The following is a 19211-nucleotide window of genomic DNA, read 5'->3' as shown; positions in this document are numbered from 1 at the left end:
ATTTCGTTTGTAGATTTCTGTGTTTTGCACTTCAAATTCTCTCGAACTGAAGAATTATCCTTTTATCCACAGCTATTGGGCTTATATTAAAAGACTTCAAATCTTAGGTTATTACTGCCTTAGACAAGTCTTAAAGGCTTCTAATGGAAAAAGTTATCCACAATGTGGTAGAAAGTGGTAAAATGTGGTAAAAATTTCGATATATTTGAAATTGAAATCAAATTAATCATGAACACCCTCATAGGATCTTACGAATGCAAAGTTGACACAAAAGGTCGACTTATGCTACCGTCTGGCTTGAAAAAGCAGATGCTTCCTATCCTTGAAGAGGGTTTTGTTTTGAAACGTTCTGTGTTTCAGCCATGTCTGGAATTGTATCCTATGAGTCAGTGGAATTTACTCATGGAAAAGATGAATGGCTTAAATCGATTCAATAAAAAAAACAATGATTTTATAAGAAAATTTTCTGCAGGAGTCAAAATGATTGAGGTCGATGCAAACGGGCGATTATTGATTCCTAAAGACCTTATCAGTTTTGCATCTATAGAAAAAGAAATAGTCGTCTCTTCTGCAATCAATATTGTTGAAATATGGGATAAAGATAAATATGAATCTGTCGTTAGTGAATCTGAGGATTTCGCAGATCTAGCTGAAGACGTTATGGGATTTGAAACCAATGAGTGAAGCTTACCACATTCCTGTGTTGCTCAAAGAAAGCATTGATGGCATGTCCATAAAACCAAATGGTGTTTATGTGGATGTGACCTTTGGCGGTGGTGGACATTCCAAAGAAATCCTATCCCGACTTGGTGAACATGGAAAACTTTACGCTTTCGATCAGGATCATGATGCTCAGCAGAATTTAATCAATGATTCCCGCTTTACGCTGATACAAGCAAATTTCAGGTTTATTAAACGTTTTTTGAAGCTGGAAGGAGTCAAAGAAGTAGATGCTATACTTGGAGATTTCGGTGTTTCTTCTCATCAGTTTGATGAAGGGGAACGAGGGTTTTCAATACGATTTGATGCCGAACTCGATATGAGGATGGATCAGCAGACTGGAATTAGTGCATCAGAATTAATCAATACGTATTCTGAAGAGCAATTATCTCAATTGTTGTGGCAGTATGGTGAAATCAAAATGTCTAGAAAACTTGCAAAAGCCATTGTTGAAGAAAGATCGGTAAAACCTATTCAATCCACTTCAGAATTGAATGCTTTGCTTACTCCATTTTTTCCACCTACAAAAGTGAACAAGTTCCTAGCTCAGGTTTATCAAGCTATTCGCATAGAAGTCAATCAAGAAATGGAGGCACTTAAAGAGTTTTTGCTTCAAACTCCAGACTTGATCAAAAAGGGTGGAAGACTGAGTTTGATTTCCTACCATTCTTTGGAAGATAGACTTGTGAAGCGATTTATAAGAGACGGGAAATTTTCCGGAGCTCCAGAAAAAGACTTTTATGGTAACATGCTGGTTCCCTTTAAAAAAACAGGGAAGCTAATTACTCCAGCTCAAACCGAAATGAGACAAAACAATAGATCTAGAAGTGCAAAATTGAGAATTGGCGAAAAGTTATAATCATGACAAATGGCTTAAGAAACATATTAAAAGGCAAATTTTTGGTAAGCGAAGGCGCTTTTACCAACTGGGCTTTTATTGTGTTTTGCGCATTGCTGGCCATTATAATGATTGCAAGTTCTCATAGTGCAGAAAGAAAAGTATATCAGGTTGCTGAACTCAATCAGCAATTAAAAGAATTGAGAAGTGAATTTGTTGATACTCGTAAAACAGTAATGCAACAAAAAATGGAGTCCAATGTTGCAAAAAAAATGAAACAACGCTCCATAGGCTTATCGGATAAGCCGCCTTATAAAATTATAGTAAAGTCCAAATAAAATGACAACAGACAAAAGCATTTTAAGGAGGTTTTACATCATAGCTGCAATCTTCGTAGTTGTGTTTTTGCTTATGGGCTACAAACTTTTCGATATTCAGGTAGTAGAAGGTCAGAAATACAGGAATTTAGCCCAAGAAACAGTATATAGAAACTTCAGTATAGAGCCTAATCGTGGTAATCTCTACGATACGAATATGAACTTATTGGCGACTTCTGTGCCCAAATATGATATCCGATTTGATGCAGTCACAGTTTCAGAAAGTAATTTTCAGAAATATGCTTCTGCATTAGCTTCAGAATTATCAAAAAAACTTGGTAACTCCAAAAATTATCATCTTCAGAAGCTAAAGAAAGCGAGACAAATCAAAAATAGATACGTGCTTATTGCAAAGCAAGTTGATTATTCAGATTATGTTGACATAAGAGAGTTTCCGCTTTTCAATCTTGGGCCTTATAAAGGGGGGTTCATAGCAGAACAATCTACAGTTCGTGAAAACCCGCTTGGAAAAATTGGGGAAAGAACTGTTGGTTTTGGAAATGTAGGTTTGGAAGGTGCTTTTGACGAATTTTTAAAGGGAAAAAAAGGAAGAAGATTAAAGCAAAAAATAGCTAAAGGTCAGTGGAAACCGATAAGTGATATCAATGAAGTTGAGCCTGAAGATGGCTATGATGTTATTTCTACTATTGACGTCAATATTCAGGATGTAGCTCATCATGCGTTGCTAGAACAGTTAGAGCATTTTGAAGCCGACCATGGAAGTGTTGTGGTTATGGAAACCAAAACAGGTGAAATTAAGGCTATATCCAATTTAGGACGTATCAAAAATTCTGATAAATATTACGAAAAACTCAATTATGCGGTTTATGAACCACACGAGCCAGGTTCTACTTTCAAATTGATGAGTATGGCTGCTGCTTTGGAAGACAAAGTTATAGATACAAGTACAGTGTTTGATACTGAAAAAGGCATGGTTCAATTTTTCGATAGAAGAGTCTACGATTCCAAACGTGGTGGGTATGGAAAGATATCTGCAGCTGAGGCATTTGAGGTGTCTTCGAACACGGCTTTTGCCAAAATGATTTATGAGAATTATAAAGACAAGCCAGAGCGATTTGTCAATCGTCTTTATAATATGGGATTAAATGAAAAGATAGGACTTCGAATTAAAGGAGAAGGTAAACCTCACATTCCTCATCCTCAGGACTCCAACTGGTATGGTACCACTTTGCCCTGGATGTCATTTGGTTATGGAGTTTCCTTAACCTCACTACAAACTTTGACTTTTTATAATGCTATTGCAAATGATGGATTGAAAATTAAGCCAAAATTCATCAAGCAGGTAAGAGATAAACATACACTTATTGAATCCTATTCAGACCCAATAGTTGAAGGGAGCGTATGTTCAAAAGAAACGGCTTTGAAACTTCAGGACTTGATGAAGAGGGTTGTGGAAAAAGGAACAGGAAGCAACATCAATAATTCAAATTTTTCTATGGCGGGAAAAACAGGAACTTGCCAAACTGAATATTGGATTGAATCTGGAAGATATGTTTCTTCTTTCGTAGGCTATTTTCCTGCAGATGAGCCAAAATATTCTTGTATTGTCGTCATCCACAAACCAAATCCAAAAATAGGTTATTACGGAAGTACTGTCGCAGCACCAGTTTTTGAAAAAATCGCTCAAAAAATCTATATCGACACACCGCTCAAGGATGAAATTACCAAGGAGGTTTTTAATTCCAATATTGTAAATGAGACCTATGAAAATTACTTCGAAGTTTCTCAAAAATACAAAACAGTCATGCCAGACATTACAGGTTATCCTGCTATGGATGCTGTTTCGATTTTAGAGAATTTAGGATTGAAAGTGAATTTGGTCGGCAACGGTAAAGTAAAGAGGCAATCGATCAAAAGCGGAACAAAAATTACAAATAATCAAAGAGTAAATCTAATATCAAGTTGAAAGTTTTAAAAGACATATTATATAAAGTTTCTATTGAATCTGTAAAAGGCTCAACTGCACTAGAGGTGAACGATATTCATTTTGACAGCCGTTTGGTTGCAGCTCAAGATGTATTCGTGGCGATAAGAGGTGCAGCAGCAGATGGACATTTGTTTATTGATGCAGCGATTTCAAAAGGAGCTGTAGTTGTAGTTTGTGAAGATCTTCCTTCTGAATTGGCTCTGGAAATTACTTATATTCAGGTTAAAGATACTAGAGAGGCCTTGGCTTTTATGGCCTCAAATTTTTACGATAACCCTTCCTCAAATCTCAAACTGATAGGGGTTACAGGAACCAATGGGAAAACGACAGTTAGCTCACTGCTTTTTCAATTATTTAAAGCTCTTGGCTTTAAGGTAGGTTTGATTTCTACGGTAACCATCAAGGTAAATGATAAGGAGTTTGCCACCAAGTTGACAACACCAGATTCTTTGACCATTAATTCTTACCTGAGAAGGATGAATGAAGTGGGTGTAGAGTTTTGCTTTATGGAAGTCAGTTCTCATGGAATTGCTCAGCACAGGACTTTAGGGCTTGATTTTGTCAGCGGTATTTTTACCAATTTATCCCAGGATCACCTGGATTATCACAAATCCTTTGCTGAATATAGAGATGTCAAGAAGAGATTTTTTGATCAGTTGTCTAAAAAAGCTTTTGCTCTAACAAATGTCGACGACAAGAATGGCAACTATATGCTTCAGAATACTAAAGCTAAAACTTACGGTTATGGAGTGAAAAACCTAACAGATTATAAAGTTAGAATTCTTGAAAAAAGCTTTTCAGGATTAAAATTAAATATCAATGGCAATGAAGTTTGGTCAAGATTTATAGGCGATTTCAATGCTTATAATTTATTGGCAGTCTATGCTTCAGCAGATTTGCTTGGGGTAGAGCAATTGGAGAACTTACAGATTCTAAGTCAGCTAAAGCCGGTTGATGGAAGGTATCAGCATCATATTTCGGATACAGGAATTCACGTCATTGTCGATTATGCACACACTCCGGATGCACTGAAGAATGTATTACAAACCACCAATGATATCAGAACTCGAAATGAAGAACTTATCACTGTTGTAGGTTGTGGAGGTGATCGCGATAAGACGAAGAGACCTTTGATGGGTAAAATTGCTGGAAACTTAAGTACTAAAGTCATTTTAACGAGTGATAACCCACGGACTGAAGATCCGGATGATATCATAAATGATATAGAAAAAGGAGTTGAACCTCATGATGTATATAAAACTCTGAGTATCACCTCAAGGCAACAAGCCATAAAAACAGCTTGTAGTATGGCTAACAAAGGAGATATCATTTTGATAGCTGGAAAAGGACATGAAACTTATCAGGAAGTACATGGAGTGAGATCAGATTTTGATGATTTGAAAATCGTAAAGGAACTACTAGCTCAATTTAATAAATAAGATATGTTATACCATTTATTCGAGTTTTTGGAAAGTAACTACGATCTCCCAGGTGCGCGTTTGTTTCAATATATATCTTTCAGGGCGGCCTTTGCCATCATCCTTTCGCTATTGATTTCCACTATTTTTGGTAAGCGTATTATTTTATTCCTTCAAAGAAAACAAATCGGTGAAAGTGTAAGAGAGCTAGGTTTGGAAGGACAAAAAGAAAAAGCCGGGACACCTACAATGGGTGGACTTATCATTATATTTTCTACACTTATCCCAGTTTTGCTTCTTTCTCAACTCAATAACATTTATGTCATTCTCTTGATTGTAACTACCATTTGGATGGGAGCCATCGGTTTTTTGGATGACTATATCAAAACCTTCAAAAAGAATAAAGAAGGATTGAAGGGTAGATTTAAAGTGGTTGGACAGGTAGGTCTTGGGATTTTTGTTGGCGCTGTGATGTATTTTCATCCCGATGTTACGGTGAGACCCGATAATAAAGTAACTAATACCAATAATGTTCAGGTGATTTCAGAAACCTCGCCTGAAGAAAAATCAACGACCACGACTATCCCGTTTTTCAAAAATAACGAGTTGGATTATTCTAAAGCAATTTCTTGGATAGGCGAAGGTGCTGCCTCTTATGCCTGGATCATATTCATACCTATTGTGATTCTTATTGTGACGGCAGTTTCCAATGGAGCCAATCTTACCGACGGTATAGATGGGCTAGCTGCGGGGAGTTCTGCTATAATAGTGCTCACTTTAGGAATTTTCGCCTGGGTGTCTGGTAATATAATCTTCTCAGACTATCTCAATGTAATGAATATTCCGAGATCTGGGGAAATGACAATTTTTATAACTGCTTTTGCAGGTTCTTTGGTTGGGTTTTTATGGTATAACACCTATCCAGCTCAAGTATTTATGGGAGATACAGGTAGTTTGACTATCGGTGGAATTATTGCTGTGATTGCTATTGCAACACGTAAGGAGCTTTTGATTCCAATTCTCTGTGGAATTTTCCTGATCGAAAATTTATCTGTCATTCTTCAGGTAGGTTGGTTCAAATTCACAAAAAAAAAGACAGGAACAGGAAAGCGTGTATTTCTAATGGCGCCGTTGCATCATCATTATCAAAAACTTGGTTTTCACGAGTCAAAAATCGTAGTAAGATTTTGGATCATTGGGATTTTGCTGGCCGTTATAACCATCGTCACACTAAAAATTAGATAAATGGAAAAGCTAGTTGTTTTAGGAGGTGGAGAAAGTGGTGTAGGAGCTGCAATCCTGGGAAAAGATAAAGGCTATGAAGTTTTCTTGTCAGATTTTTCTGAGATCAAGCCTAAGTTTAAAACTAAATTAAATTCAGAAGAAATTGAATTTGAAGAAGGTGGTCACTCGTTATCAAGATTAGAATCTGCTACCGTAATTGTCAAGAGTCCAGGTATTTCTGATGATCTTCCACTGATTCAGAATTTAAGAAAAAGTGGAATTAAGGTTATTTCTGAAATTGAATTTGCTTCTTGGTATACTGATGCTAATTTGATTGGAATAACTGGGTCTAATGGTAAGACAACCGTTACAAATATGGTATTTCATATTTTGAAAAATGCGGGTTTATCAGTTTCCATGGCTGGAAATGTAGGCTTTAGTTTTGCAGAACAGGTGGCGAGGAAAAGCGTTCATAACTATGTCCTGGAGTTGAGCAGTTTTCAACTGGATGGAATCGAGACCTTCAGGCCTCATATTGCTATTTTAACGACTATTACTCCAGATCATTTAGATAGGTACCACAATAATTTTCAGGAATATATTGAAGCGAAATTCAGAATTACATTAAATCAAACTGAAGCCGACTACCTTATTTATAACAAAGACGATGAAGTAATTACAGGATGGTTGGACAAAAATCGAATTAGATCAAAATTAATTCCTTTTACCATGTCAACAATTATTCAAGACCTGTCGGCATTCATCAAAGACAACAAAATTAATATCAATTTAAATCATAATCTATTTACTATGTCAGTAACAGACTTAGCTTTAAAAGGCGATCATAATACAAGAAATGCAATGGCAGCTTCAACTGCAGCCAGATTGCTGAAAATAAGGAAGCAAACGATTCGTGATAGCATGGAAAGCTTTCATGGTGTCGAGCACAGACTTGAGCAATTAGGAAAAATCAATAAAGTAGCTTTTATCAACGATTCTAAAGCTACAAATGTGAATGCTACATTTTATGCATTGGACAGTATGAATGCTCCGACAGTTTGGATTGTGGGAGGAGTGGATAAAGGCAATAAGTACGAAGATTTACTTTCTCTGGTGAATGAAAAAGTGAAAGCTATCGTTTGCTTGGGAATAGATAATCAAAAAATCTATGAGGTCTTTAGTAATTGTGTTGATACAGTTATTGAAACTTCCAATATGGCTGATGCAGTTTCTATAGCTTACGAGCTTACAGAAGATAACGATGCAGTTCTTTTATCTCCTGCATGTGCAAGTTTCGATTTATTCGAAAACTATGAAGACAGAGGTAGACAATTCAAAAATGCAGTTCAAAGTCTTAAAAAATAAACGTAAATGTCAACTGATACAGGTATCAAACAATTTTTCAAAAGCATAAAAGGCGACAAGATGTTGTGGTCTGTGGCTGCGCTTTTGGCTATTTTTTCTTTTATTCCTGTGTATAGTGCCTCTAGTAACTTGGCTTATCTTAACGGAGCAAGCGGAAGTACGTTTGCTTACTTAGTCAAGCACTTTATCCATCTCGTATTAGGTTTTTCTATACTCTACGCGACTCATAAAATTCCGTATCGCTATTTCAGGGGTTTGTCGATTATATTACTTCCTGTGGTCATCGTACTTCTAGTTGTAACTTTACTACAAGGAACTACCATGCAAGGCGCTAATGCTAGCCGATGGATACACGTGCCTATAGTCAATTTTTCATTTCAAACCTCGACTTTGGCTTCTGTGGTATTATTGATCTATGTTGCACGCTATTTATCTAAAATCAAAGACAAGACCTATACGTTCAAAGAAACTATTTTACCTCTTTGGGTACCGGTATTCCTGGTGGTTGGACTTATTCTTCCTGCCAACCTTTCCACTGCAGCTATTATCTTTTCAATAGTATTGTTACTCACATTTGTTGGAGGCTACACTTTCAAATACACTGCAGCAATTGTTGGTTTTGGGATGCTGGGTCTAGTCTTATTTGGACTTACAGCAAAAGCCTTTCCGGATTTGTTCCCCAACAGAGTAGATACCTGGATCAGTAGAGTTGAATCATTTACTCAGGATGAACAAACTCGTGAACAATATCAGGTTGAAAAAGCCAAAATAGCAATTGCTACCGGTGGAATAACAGGAAATGGAATAGGAAAAAGTGTGCAGCGCAACTTTTTACCTCAGTCTTCTTCAGATTTTATTTATGCAATCATTGTGGAAGAGTTAGGAATGGTTGGCGGAATCGGAGTGATTTTAGCCTATTTATTTATGTTATACAGGATAGCGATTATCGTTACAAAATCTGAAACTGCTTATGGTAGATTACTGGTTGTAGCTGCTGGAATTCCGATCATTCTACAAGCTTTTGTAAACATAGCTGTGGCTGTTGAATTTCTGCCTGTAACTGGACAAACCTTGCCTTTGGTAGGAAGTGGTGGCACTTCTATTTGGATGACGTGTCTGTCACTAGGCATCGTCATCAGTGTAAGTGCAAACAACGAAGTAAAGGCGACAGCTAAAGCCAAACAGAAAGAAAGAGATGATAATCTTGCGATAGAGAACCCACTTGAAGTCTTAAGCGAAACGATATGAATGTAAAAAGATACATGATTTCTGGAGGAGGAACAGGTGGACATATCTACCCGGCTATCGCTATTGCTGAAGAATTGAAAGAAAGAAATCCAAATGCTGAATTTCTTTTTGTTGGAGCAAAAGACAAAATGGAAATGACCAAAATTCCAGAGGCTGGTTTTAAAATCGAAGGCTTGTGGATCTCTGGGATTCAAAGAAAACTGACTTTATCCAACCTCCTGTTTCCATTCAAATTGCTCAGCTCTATGTTGAAAGCAAGAACATTGATCAAAAAATTTAAGCCCAATGTGGTTATTGGCACTGGAGGTTTTGCTAGTGGACCGTTATTGAAAATGGCGTCGATTTTAAAGATCCCAACATTGATTCAGGAGCAAAATGCTTACGCAGGTATAACCAATAAATGGCTAGCCAAAGATGCCAATGCTATTTGTGTGGCTTATGAAGGCATGGGAAAGTTTTTTCCTAAAGAAAAATTAGTGCTTACAGGAAATCCAATACGTAAAGATTTACTTGAAGTGCGAAGTAAAAAGGAATCTGGACTGAAGCATTTTCAGTTGGATCCCAACAAAAAAACACTGTTGATTGTCGGTGGTAGCTTAGGCTCGCAGCGTATCAATGAATTGATTGCTGAAAAGCTTTCATTTTTTGAAAACCAAAATCTTCAGGTCTTGTGGCAATGTGGTAAGTTGTACTACGATAGCTACAAATCTTTAGAAACCAAATCTATTAAAATTCTCAAATTCATTTCCAAAATGGATTCAGCTTATGCAGTTGCAGATGTGATTATTTCCAGAGCTGGAGCAGGGGCAGTGAGTGAATTGAGTTTGGTTGGGAAACCAGTTATTTTCATTCCGTCGCCAAATGTTGCTGAAGACCATCAAACCAAAAATGCCAAATCTATTGAAGATAAGGAGGCAGCGATAATGTTGAAAGAATCAGATTTGGATGAAAAATTTGAGTTTGTATTTAGTGATTTGATAAATGATACTGAACTTCAGGAAAAACTATCAAATAATATATTGACACTTGCTAAACCAATGGCTACAAAAGCGATAGTAGACGAAGTGGAACGCATAGAAAAAGTAATGAGATGAAGGAGTTAAAGCAATATACACATGTATTCTTGATTGGTATCGGCGGTATCGGGATGAGTGCTTTGGCTAGATATTTCAACCAAAAAGACTTGATGGTTCTTGGTTATGATAGAACCGAGTCAGAATTGACCAAAACTTTATCAGTTGAAGGGATTAATGTAGTTTATTCTGAAACTATTAGTAATCAGATTCAGAATTTATCAAAAGAAACTACGCTTGTTATTTATACACCTGCAATTTCAAAGACTTCGAAGTTTTTCGAGCACTTCAAAGATCAGAATTTTGAAATGTATAAGCGTTCGGTGGTTTTAGGAGAAATTACAAAACACTTACCAACTTTAGCCGTTGCAGGGACTCACGGTAAAACGACGACTTCTGCGATTTTAGTCCATATTCTTAAAGCTAGTGGCATCAACTTAACGGCCTTTTGCGGTGGAATTTTACAAAATTATAAAACCAACTATATCGGTGATGGCGAAGAGGTTGTCGTTGTGGAGGCAGATGAATTTGACAGATCTTTTCTCCAATTACATCCATCTGCAGCAGTAATCACTTCTATGGATGCCGATCATCTCGACATTTACAAAACTTCTCAAAAGTTAGTAGATACATTTCAGGAGTTTTCAAGATTAGTTCCAAAAGGACACCTCTATGCTAAGACAGGCCTAGATCTTGACGCGCAATTCATAGGAATAGAGGAAGACACAGATATTCAGATTACAAATATTTCAGTAGAAGATGGCGCTTACGCTTTTGATTTTCAGAAAGGAAATATTCAGCTAGAGCAATTAAAATTTTCTTTACCAGGACATCACAATTTATTCAATGCCGCTTCAGCCTTGAGTTTAGCTATTGATTTCAGGCCAGAGCTTGCCGAAGCCTTTGGTAAAGCCTTAGCCAGTTTTGAGGGTGTACAAAGACGCTTTAATTATATCTACAAGTCTAAAAATTTGGTAGCGATAGACGATTACGCTCACCACCCAAAGGAAATAGACGCTGTATATCAGGCGATTTCTGAAATGCATCCAGAGAAAAAATCTGTGGTCATTTTTCAGCCCCATCTATTTTCGAGAACCAAAGATTTTGCTGAAGATTTTGCAAAAAGCTTAGCTCAATTTGATGAAGTCAATTTACTGGACATTTATCCAGCGAGAGAGGAATCTATGGCGGGAGTAAATTCAGAATTTCTTCTGAATTTAATACAACATCCATTAAAAAAAATGATTACTAAAAATGATATTCAAGATAGAATAACGAGAGCCAAAAATGAAGTCATTGTTCTGCTTGGCGCTGGAGACATAGGAGTAGAAGCAATTAAAATTTCAAATTACCTACATGAAAGCATTTAAACTACATACCGTACGTTTGGTTTTGATCCTGGGTGTCCTCTTTTTCCTAGTGGGGTTTGCGAACCATCGCCAAAATCTGAAACCAGTAAAAACTCTGAAGGTCGAATTATTGGATGCCTCCAAAATTTTTATAACAGAGGTTGAAGTTGAACAGTTGCTAGGTGAAGTTTTAGAAGTTAATGGTGATTCATTGATCAATGAAAATCGTTTGGCCACCTTCGAAAAAATTTTAGATAATAACGAAATGATAAAGACCTCTGAAGTTTATTATACCCTGGATGGAACACTTTCAGCGAAAATTATCCAAAGAGAACCCATTGCCAGGATTAGAGATAAAGGATTTTACTATCTGGATGCTGAGGGTTTGGCGATGCCTTTATCTGCAAACTACTCATCTAGAGTGCCTTTGGTCTCTGGATTGAATACGGATGAGCTTAAAGAAGTTTATCCACTTTTGATGAAAATAGAGTCCGATGATTTTTTAAAAAAACATATAATTGCAATCCGAAAAAAATCGGAAAAAAACTTTGTTTTAGAGGTGAGAGATAGGGAATATTTAGTCAATTTTGGTCAAATTTCTTATCTTGAGAAAAAGTTGACTAACTATAAAGTTTTTTATTCAAAGGCTTTGGAATACAAGAAATTAGATGACTATAAACGCATAGATTTGCAATTTGGTAATCAGGTAGTGTGTACAAAAAAGTAATAATCTACAAAGATGGAAGAAGATAATATTGCAGTAGGCTTAGACATAGGAACAACAAAGATTGTTGCCATGATTGGTCGCAAAAATGAATATGGAAAAGTAGAGATTTTAGGCATCGGAAGAACCAAAAGTCTGGGTGTACATCGAGGTGTCGTCAATAATATTACTCAAACTATACAATCTATACAACAAGCTATACAGCAAGCAGAAGCAAATTCTGGGATAGATGTCAAAGGAGTCACCGTAGGAATTGCAGGGCAACATATAAGAAGTTTACAGCATAGTGACTACATCACAAGAAATGATGTTGAGGAGGTAATAGAAGATGATGATATCGACAATTTATGTAACCAGGTTCACAAGTTAGTTATGCTGCCCGGAGAAGAAATTATTCATGTGTTGCCACAAGAATATAAAGTAGATGGTCAGTCTGAAATCATGGAACCCAGGGGAATGTCTGGTGGACGCCTGGAAGCCAACTTTCATGTGGTTGTGGGACAGATTTCATCTATCAGAAACATTGGTAGATGTGTGAAGAATTCTGGTTTGGAGCTCAATGGAATGACATTAGAGCCGCTGGCATCGGCAAATTCAGTATTGAGCCAAGAGGAAAAAGAAGCAGGCGTAGCCTTAATTGATATAGGTGGTGGAACTACAGATTTAGCCATCTTCAAAGATGGAATTATAAGACACACCGCTGTAATTCCGTTAGGTGGTAATGTAATCACGGAGGACATTAAAGAAGGATGTTCTATTATTGAAAAGCAAGCTGAATTACTTAAAGTAAAATTTGGTTCAGCGTGGCCTGGAGAAAATAAAGAAAATGAAATTGTTTCGATTCCTGGATTAAGAGGGAGAGATCCCAAAGAAATATCACTTAAGAATTTGTCGAAAGTGATTCACTACAGAGCAGTAGAAATTATAGATCAGGTTTATTTAGAAATTAAAAACTACGGTCATGATGAACAAAAGAAAAAGTTAATCGCCGGTATTGTCATTACTGGTGGAGGAGCACAATTGAAGCATTTAAAGCAGCTAGTAGAATATGTTACTGGTATGGATACTAGAATTGGTTATCCAAACGAGTATCTAGCTGGAGAAACCGACAAAGAAATTGCAAGTCCGCTCTACGCTACAGCAGTGGGTTTAGTGATGGACGGATTGGAACGCAAAGCTTTTGATAAGGCGGAACGTCTAGAGCAGGAAGAAATGGAAAACCCTGAAAATGTCGAAAAGTCTGCAGAAACAGCAATGGAATATAATGTGAACGGAGTAACAGAAGAGTCTCCAGATACAGAACAGGACAAAGGAATTCCAGAGCAGCCCAATCAACCTGCTCGACCAAGCAGAAATGTCGTCGAAAAATGGTTTGACAAATTAAAAGATTTTTTAGATAACGCAGAGTAGAAGTATACCAACCAAAATAAAGAATTATGAGTCAGCAAGAATTTGAAAATATTTCATTCGATCTCCCAAAAAACCAATCCAACGTGATCAAAGTCATTGGAGTAGGCGGTGGAGGTTCCAATGCCATCAATCATATGTTTAGTCAAGGCATTAAGGGCGTTGACTTTGTTATATGTAATACAGATGCACAAGCGTTGGAAAACAGTCCAGTACCCACCAAAATACAATTGGGTGTTGACCTTACAGAAGGACTTGGTGCAGGTGCAAATCCAGATATTGGTAAGCAAGCGGCAGAAGAAAGTAGAGAAGACCTTAAGGGTTTATTGAGTACCAATACCAAAATGGTATTTATCACCGCAGGAATGGGTGGTGGAACAGGAACAGGAGCTGCACCAGTTATTGCAAGACTTGCAAAGGAAATGGATATACTTACGGTTGGTATCGTTACCATTCCATTTCAGTTTGAAGGACGCACAAGAAATGAACAGGCTCAGTTGGGAGTTGAAGAACTTAGAAACAATGTGGACTCACTCATAGTTATCAATAATAATAAATTGAGGGAAGTGTATGGAAATCTTGGCTTTAAGTCTGGATTTTCAAAAGCTGATGAAGTTTTAGCCACTGCCTCTCGAGGTATTGCTGAAGTCATCACTCATCACTACACTCAAAACATTGACTTACGTGATGCTAAAACAGTTTTGAGTAACAGCGGAACTGCTATCATGGGATCTGCAGTAGCGTCAGGTACCAATAGGTCTCAAATCGCTATTGAAAAAGCATTAGATTCTCCTTTATTGAATGACAATAAAATTAAAGGAGCTCAAAATGTATTGTTACTCATCGTTTCAGGAACCGACGAAATCACATTAGATGAAATAGGTGAAATCAACGACCACATTCAGGCAGAAGCTGGTAACAGTGCTAACATCATCATGGGTGTTGGTGATGATGAAAGCTTAGAGGACTCAATTTCAGTAACCGTTATTGCTACGGGATTTAATACTGAACAACAAGACGAAATCGTCAATACTGAGACCAAAAAAATTATTCATACACTTGAGGATGATCAGCGTATCGAACAAAATCTATCGACTGGCAGATTCAAAAAGCAGTCTTCTATAGATGTGCCTCAGTCCAGAAGGCAAACTCCGGAAACAAAGGAGCAGTCTAAAGTTGTTCATAACCTGGATTCTGAAGATGAGCCGAAAGATGAGTCAAACGAAACGGATCAACCAAATGTTAATCATCTGGATGTTGATTTTGAGATCGTAAATGCTCATGAAGATGATTTTGAAATTATTGAAGACAGTCCTTTAAAAGACGAAGACAATTCATCTGGCATGTTGAGTTTTGATTTTTCTGAAAATGAGGAGGAAGATGAACAATCGCCATCTTCCAGATCTGTAAGGGATATTGAAGTTAACGAGCCAGAAGAAGTAAATTCAATGAAAAATCTCTCAACTTCTGAAGTTAAAAAATACGACTTATCGGAGTTTATGGATGAGGGAGACTCAAAGCAAGCTTCACCATCTAAAAAACCACAGTCAAAATCTAAGGAAGAAGAACCGGAAGAAGTCAAATTTACTAGACGAACCGTTGAGCCTACAAGAACCGAAAGAGGAACAAGTGATGAAATAGATCCTATGAACACTCCTTTGTCTGAGCTTGCTTCCCGAGCAGCGGAGCGAAAAGCTAAGATGAAGCAGTTTAATTATAAATTCAGAAACACCAATAATATTGATGAAATTGAAAAGCAACCCGCTTACAAGCGCGCAGGCATCGAACTAGATCATAATCAATCTCAAGGAAAAGGTTTGTCAAGAACAAGTGTTGAAGGTGATAAGGACAATTTAAACTTTAGATCCAACAACTCGTTTCTCCATGATAATGTAGACTAAAAGTAATAATTTTACAGCTTTAAAAAGGTCAACAATTTTGTTGGCCTTTTTTGTTTAAAAAATTAACGTTTTTGCATTAGTTAATATAGTGTTATTTGTTAATTTTAGATCCTTAATTATTTAACAAAAAAAAACATAAAATCAAATTACTTCAAGCTTTTGATGTTTAGTCTTACTGTTTCTATCAGCTTAACGACCTTTTCACAAACGGAAGCTCAAAAACAAAGAATTACTTCCAAATACAATTCTACCTTACTAAATCAACTTTCAAATGATTTTAGTGATGTGTTTACATCACAAAAACAATCGGTTTTAAATCAGGCTAAACGTAGAAATTTAGAGATTTCTCTAACTCTAAAAGATGGGAGTTATGCGGAACTTCAACGCTTCGATGCTAATGGAACTCCTATTTATTATCAGACTTATAATGTAGATGCTTCTCGTTCAACGAGAACAAATCATTTAAATATTGGCGGCTCAACTGGATTTAACTTAGATGGGCAAGATATGACAGCCCATGTTTGGGATGGCGGTCATGCTAGAGTTACTCATCAAGAATACCAAACCTCAGGGAGCAGTAGAGTTACATTAATGGATGTAGCCTCGGAAGGTTTAGATTTAAATTTTCATGCGGCCCATGTCACTGGGACTATCATGGCTTCTGGCGTGGTTCCAAATGCAAAGGGAATGGCTCCGAAGGGCAATGTTGAAGGTTATAAATGGAATAATGACAAAGCTGAGGCAACAGCTGCCGCCGCTCAGGGTATGTTGGTTTCTAACCATTCCTACGGATTTAGAGCAGATAATTTACCAGACTATTATTTTGGAGCTTACATTGGTGAATCTAGAATTTGGGATGTGATACAGTATAACGCTCCTTATTACTTAATGGTTGTAGCTGCGGGAAACGATGGTAATGCATCTTGGAATGGCTCCCCTTTAGATCCTGCAAATCCTAGATTTGATAAATTAACAGGGCATTCTACTTCAAAAAATAACTTGGTCGTAGCTAATGGTCAGGATGCTAACGTCTCTGAGGATGGAGAGTTAATTTCGGTAATCATTAATTCTGGTAGTAGTCAAGGCCCTACAGACGATCTTAGAATCAAGCCAGATATAACAGGTAATGGAACTGGTGTTTTTTCGACTTTTGCTAGCGGAGATGCAGCTTACAACTCTATTTCAGGGACTTCTATGGCTTCTCCTAATGTTGCTGGGAGTGCATTATTGCTTCAACAACACGCAAATAATCTTTTCGGGAACTATATGAGATCTGCTACACTTAAAGGTCTTATTTTGCATACCGCAGATGATGCTGGAATTGAGGGACCTGATAACAATTTTGGTTGGGGATTAATGAATTCTAAAAGAGCTGCTGAAACTTTGAGTCAAAAAGATAATGGTGCTGTTGTAAATGAATTGTCTCTGTTTCCTGGCCAAACGTATACCTTAGAAGTGCAAAGTAATGATGTTGATGCACTTTTAGCTTCTATTTCTTGGACAGATCCTGCTGGTGTAGCAACAACTCAAGTCAATTCTGATGAAGCTCGATTGGTGAATGACCTTGACATATCCTTAGAACAAACAGGAACCGAGTATCTTCCTTGGAGATTAACCGGCGTCATTACCAATGAAAAGGCGAACAATTCCAAGGACCCCTTCGAAAGAGTGGATATTGAAAACGCAACAGGTACTTACACGATCTCAGTTACTCATAAGGGCAATCTGACAATGCACAGCAGAATTTCACTTTAATTGTGACTGGTCTTAATGCAGAGCCAGTTGTTTGTGAAGCTGTTCCTCCATCTGGTATTACAGTTGGTGGAGTAGATTCTGAATCTGCATCGTTATTTTGGGATAATGCTCCTGGAGGAGCTGAGTTTGATTTCAGATATAGAGAAGAAGGAACCACTGAATGGATTGAAAGTAGTTTACAAATTAACACAATTAACTTAGAGGGTCTTACAGAATTGACTACCTACGAAGTTCAAATCAGAACTCAATGTTTAACTGAAAACACCACGTCAGAATATTCTGAAATCATAACATTCACAACTGAAGAATTTGTTTTAGAATATTGTAATTCTTCAGGGCAAAATACCAGTGATGAGCACATCGCCAGAGTAAGATTACATGCTTTAGATAATGAATCTGGAGCTGGACCAGGTTACTCAGATTTTACCAATCTTTCCACTGACCTTGTGGTAGGAGAATCGTATACAATTACAGTTAATCCCGATTGGCCAGGAACAGTTTATAACGAAGGAATTAATGTTTGGATTGATTTTAATCTAAACGGAGATTTTACAGATGATGGTGAGCTTATCTTATCTGCTCCACCATCTACAAGTGATGAAGTAAGTAGTTCTTTTACAGTTCCTGAAGGTGCTGTAGAAGGAGAAAATTTAAGAATGCGAGTCTCTATGAAGTGGAATGGTTTACCATCATCTTGTGAATCTTTCGATTGGGGAGAGGTTGAGGATTACTCAGTAGTTCTTTTACCTGCTGGGACTTGTAATGTCCTTACGCCGGTAGGCGAAGCAGAACAAGATTTCTGCTCTCTACCTTTGTTGGAGGAATTAGAAGTAGACACTGCAACTGTTATTTGGTATGCTCAGGAAAATGATGGAACTGTTCTAGCACCGGACTATACAATCTCTAATGGAGAAACACTTTATGCTGCTAACTTAGTAGGTGAATGTGAAAGCCAAGATCGTCTTTCCGTAACTGTCACTTTTGGAGATTTTGTAGCGCCAGTGCCAACTCAAGCAGTTTTAGAAGATGTTATAGCTCAATGTGAAGTGTTAGAACTTGTTGCTCCAACGTCAGAAGATAATTGTGATACAGGGGAAATAGAAGGAACGACAACAGTAGAATTTCCTATTGTAGAAAACACTACTATTACATGGGAATTTGAAGATAGTTCTGGAAATGTTAGTACTCAAACTCAAGATATCATTGTTGAAGATAATAAAAATCCAGAAATACTATTGAATGAGAATATTGTTTTAGAATTGGATGAGGACGGTAATGCAACACTTACCCTAGAAGATGTAGATGGAGGTTCAATGGATAATTGTGGTATCGCAACTCAGGAGTTAAGTCAAGTTAATTTCAACTGTGATGATTATGACCCTGAAAATGAAATGGTAGAGGTCACATATATAGTGACTGATACTAGTGGTAACCAAACTCAGGAAACAGTAAGTATTACAGTGTTAGATCCTTTCTCAACCTGTACATTAAGTTCAAACGTATTTGAGACTCTGGAAGTAGCACTATACCCAAATCCTGCTCAACAGACCTTATATCTGGAACTTGGGAATACTCCATTAACCATTGATAAAGTGATTGTTTTTGATATACAAGGAAAACAACTTATGTCTTTAACACCCAATGGATCGAATACTGCAATAGATGTATCCTCTTTATCCTCAGGAAATTATTTCTTGATGATGACATCAGGAAAAGATACAATGACTAAAAGATTTATTAAGAAATAACACTCTATAATCTAATTATTAGTAACCCCTGCGTCTATTGATGCGGGGGTTTTGTTTTATATGAAGTAAATCCAACTTCTATAGATTATACCAAATTGAACCTATAATGTCGCAAA

Annotated in this window: 15 protein-coding genes; all 15 read left to right on the top strand. The window is 37.1% G+C overall.

Annotated elements, in window-relative coordinates; all coding sequences use genetic code 11:
* The first annotated feature begins 228 nt into the window (after positions 1–228).
* A complete protein-coding gene (mraZ, locus tag LB449_RS08510) occupies positions 229–684 on the top strand; it encodes a division/cell wall cluster transcriptional repressor MraZ (protein WP_224454679.1) in 456 nt (151 codons plus the stop codon).
* Complete coding sequence (rsmH, locus tag LB449_RS08505; protein WP_224454678.1) at positions 677–1579, top strand: 16S rRNA (cytosine(1402)-N(4))-methyltransferase RsmH; 903 nt, start codon at positions 677–679, stop codon at positions 1577–1579. The genes mraZ and rsmH overlap by 8 nt, the downstream gene beginning before the upstream one ends.
* A gap of 2 nt (positions 1580–1581) precedes the next feature.
* Complete coding sequence (locus LB449_RS08500) at positions 1582–1896, top strand: FtsL-like putative cell division protein (protein ID WP_224454677.1); 315 nt, start codon at positions 1582–1584, stop codon at positions 1894–1896.
* A 1-nt stretch (position 1897) separates the two neighbouring features.
* A complete protein-coding gene (locus LB449_RS08495) occupies positions 1898–3862 on the top strand; it encodes a penicillin-binding protein (RefSeq protein WP_224454676.1) in 1965 nt (654 codons plus the stop codon).
* On the top strand, positions 3859–5322 hold the full coding sequence (locus tag LB449_RS08490; RefSeq protein WP_224454675.1) for a UDP-N-acetylmuramoyl-L-alanyl-D-glutamate--2,6-diaminopimelate ligase: 1464 nt from the start codon (positions 3859–3861) through the stop codon (positions 5320–5322). Before LB449_RS08495 ends, LB449_RS08490 begins: the two co-directional genes overlap by 4 nt.
* Before the next feature lie 3 nt (positions 5323–5325).
* Positions 5326–6546, top strand: coding sequence for a phospho-N-acetylmuramoyl-pentapeptide-transferase (gene mraY, locus LB449_RS08485; RefSeq protein WP_224454674.1), 1221 nt, complete (start codon positions 5326–5328; stop codon positions 6544–6546).
* Positions 6547–7890 (top strand): UDP-N-acetylmuramoyl-L-alanine--D-glutamate ligase, encoded by a 1344-nt coding sequence (gene murD / locus LB449_RS08480; protein WP_224454673.1) that lies wholly within the window; start codon positions 6547–6549, stop codon positions 7888–7890.
* A gap of 6 nt (positions 7891–7896) precedes the next feature.
* Entirely contained in the window at positions 7897–9138 is a 1242-nt protein-coding gene (locus LB449_RS08475; protein ID WP_224454672.1) for an FtsW/RodA/SpoVE family cell cycle protein, read from the top strand.
* Positions 9135–10232 carry an undecaprenyldiphospho-muramoylpentapeptide beta-N-acetylglucosaminyltransferase gene (murG, locus tag LB449_RS08470; protein WP_224454671.1) on the top strand — a complete coding sequence of 366 codons (1098 nt, stop codon included), beginning with the start codon at positions 9135–9137 and terminating at the stop codon, positions 10230–10232. Before LB449_RS08475 ends, murG begins: the two co-directional genes overlap by 4 nt.
* Entirely contained in the window at positions 10229–11581 is a 1353-nt protein-coding gene (gene murC, locus LB449_RS08465; protein WP_224454670.1) for a UDP-N-acetylmuramate--L-alanine ligase, read from the top strand. The genes murG and murC overlap by 4 nt, the downstream gene beginning before the upstream one ends.
* The gene (locus tag LB449_RS08460; protein ID WP_224454669.1) at positions 11568–12287 is read left to right on the top strand and encodes a cell division protein FtsQ/DivIB; all 720 of its coding nucleotides are present in this window, start codon (positions 11568–11570) and stop codon (positions 12285–12287) included. Before murC ends, LB449_RS08460 begins: the two co-directional genes overlap by 14 nt.
* Positions 12288–12299: 12 nt before the next feature.
* Positions 12300–13694, top strand: coding sequence for a cell division protein FtsA (gene ftsA, locus LB449_RS08455; protein WP_224454668.1), 1395 nt, complete (start codon positions 12300–12302; stop codon positions 13692–13694).
* Positions 13695–13720: 26 nt separating this feature from the next.
* Positions 13721–15592: a cell division protein FtsZ gene (ftsZ, locus tag LB449_RS08450; RefSeq protein WP_224454667.1), complete on the top strand. Its 1872-nt coding sequence runs from the start codon at positions 13721–13723 to the stop codon at positions 15590–15592.
* Positions 15593–15754: 162 nt separating this feature from the next.
* Positions 15755–17347 carry a S8 family serine peptidase gene (locus LB449_RS08445; RefSeq protein WP_224454666.1) on the top strand — a complete coding sequence of 531 codons (1593 nt, stop codon included), beginning with the start codon at positions 15755–15757 and terminating at the stop codon, positions 17345–17347.
* 2 nt (positions 17348–17349) lie between these two features.
* Positions 17350–19095 carry a T9SS type A sorting domain-containing protein gene (locus tag LB449_RS08440; protein ID WP_224454665.1) on the top strand — a complete coding sequence of 582 codons (1746 nt, stop codon included), beginning with the start codon at positions 17350–17352 and terminating at the stop codon, positions 19093–19095.
* Positions 19096–19211: the final 116 nt, after the last annotated feature.

The organism is Psychroflexus lacisalsi (genome assembly GCF_020164495.1).
Lineage (GTDB): Bacteria > Bacteroidota > Bacteroidia > Flavobacteriales > Flavobacteriaceae > Psychroflexus > Psychroflexus lacisalsi.
The sequence above is the reverse complement of the archived record's forward strand: the minus strand, read 5'-3'. Positions and strand labels throughout refer to the sequence as shown.

Coding starts and splice junctions, on each gene's coding strand:
- mraZ (WP_224454679.1), top strand. CDS start 229: ATGAACACCCTCATAGGATCTTACGAATGCAAAGTTGACACAAAAGGT.
- rsmH (WP_224454678.1), top strand. CDS start 677: ATGAGTGAAGCTTACCACATTCCTGTGTTGCTCAAAGAAAGCATTGAT.
- LB449_RS08500 (WP_224454677.1), top strand. CDS start 1,582: ATGACAAATGGCTTAAGAAACATATTAAAAGGCAAATTTTTGGTAAGC.
- LB449_RS08495 (WP_224454676.1), top strand. CDS start 1,898: ATGACAACAGACAAAAGCATTTTAAGGAGGTTTTACATCATAGCTGCA.
- mraY (WP_224454674.1), top strand. CDS start 5,326: ATGTTATACCATTTATTCGAGTTTTTGGAAAGTAACTACGATCTCCCA.
- murD (WP_224454673.1), top strand. CDS start 6,547: ATGGAAAAGCTAGTTGTTTTAGGAGGTGGAGAAAGTGGTGTAGGAGCT.
- LB449_RS08475 (WP_224454672.1), top strand. CDS start 7,897: ATGTCAACTGATACAGGTATCAAACAATTTTTCAAAAGCATAAAAGGC.
- murG (WP_224454671.1), top strand. CDS start 9,135: ATGAATGTAAAAAGATACATGATTTCTGGAGGAGGAACAGGTGGACAT.
- murC (WP_224454670.1), top strand. CDS start 10,229: ATGAAGGAGTTAAAGCAATATACACATGTATTCTTGATTGGTATCGGC.
- LB449_RS08460 (WP_224454669.1), top strand. CDS start 11,568: ATGAAAGCATTTAAACTACATACCGTACGTTTGGTTTTGATCCTGGGT.
- ftsA (WP_224454668.1), top strand. CDS start 12,300: ATGGAAGAAGATAATATTGCAGTAGGCTTAGACATAGGAACAACAAAG.
- ftsZ (WP_224454667.1), top strand. CDS start 13,721: ATGAGTCAGCAAGAATTTGAAAATATTTCATTCGATCTCCCAAAAAAC.
- LB449_RS08445 (WP_224454666.1), top strand. CDS start 15,755: ATGTTTAGTCTTACTGTTTCTATCAGCTTAACGACCTTTTCACAAACG.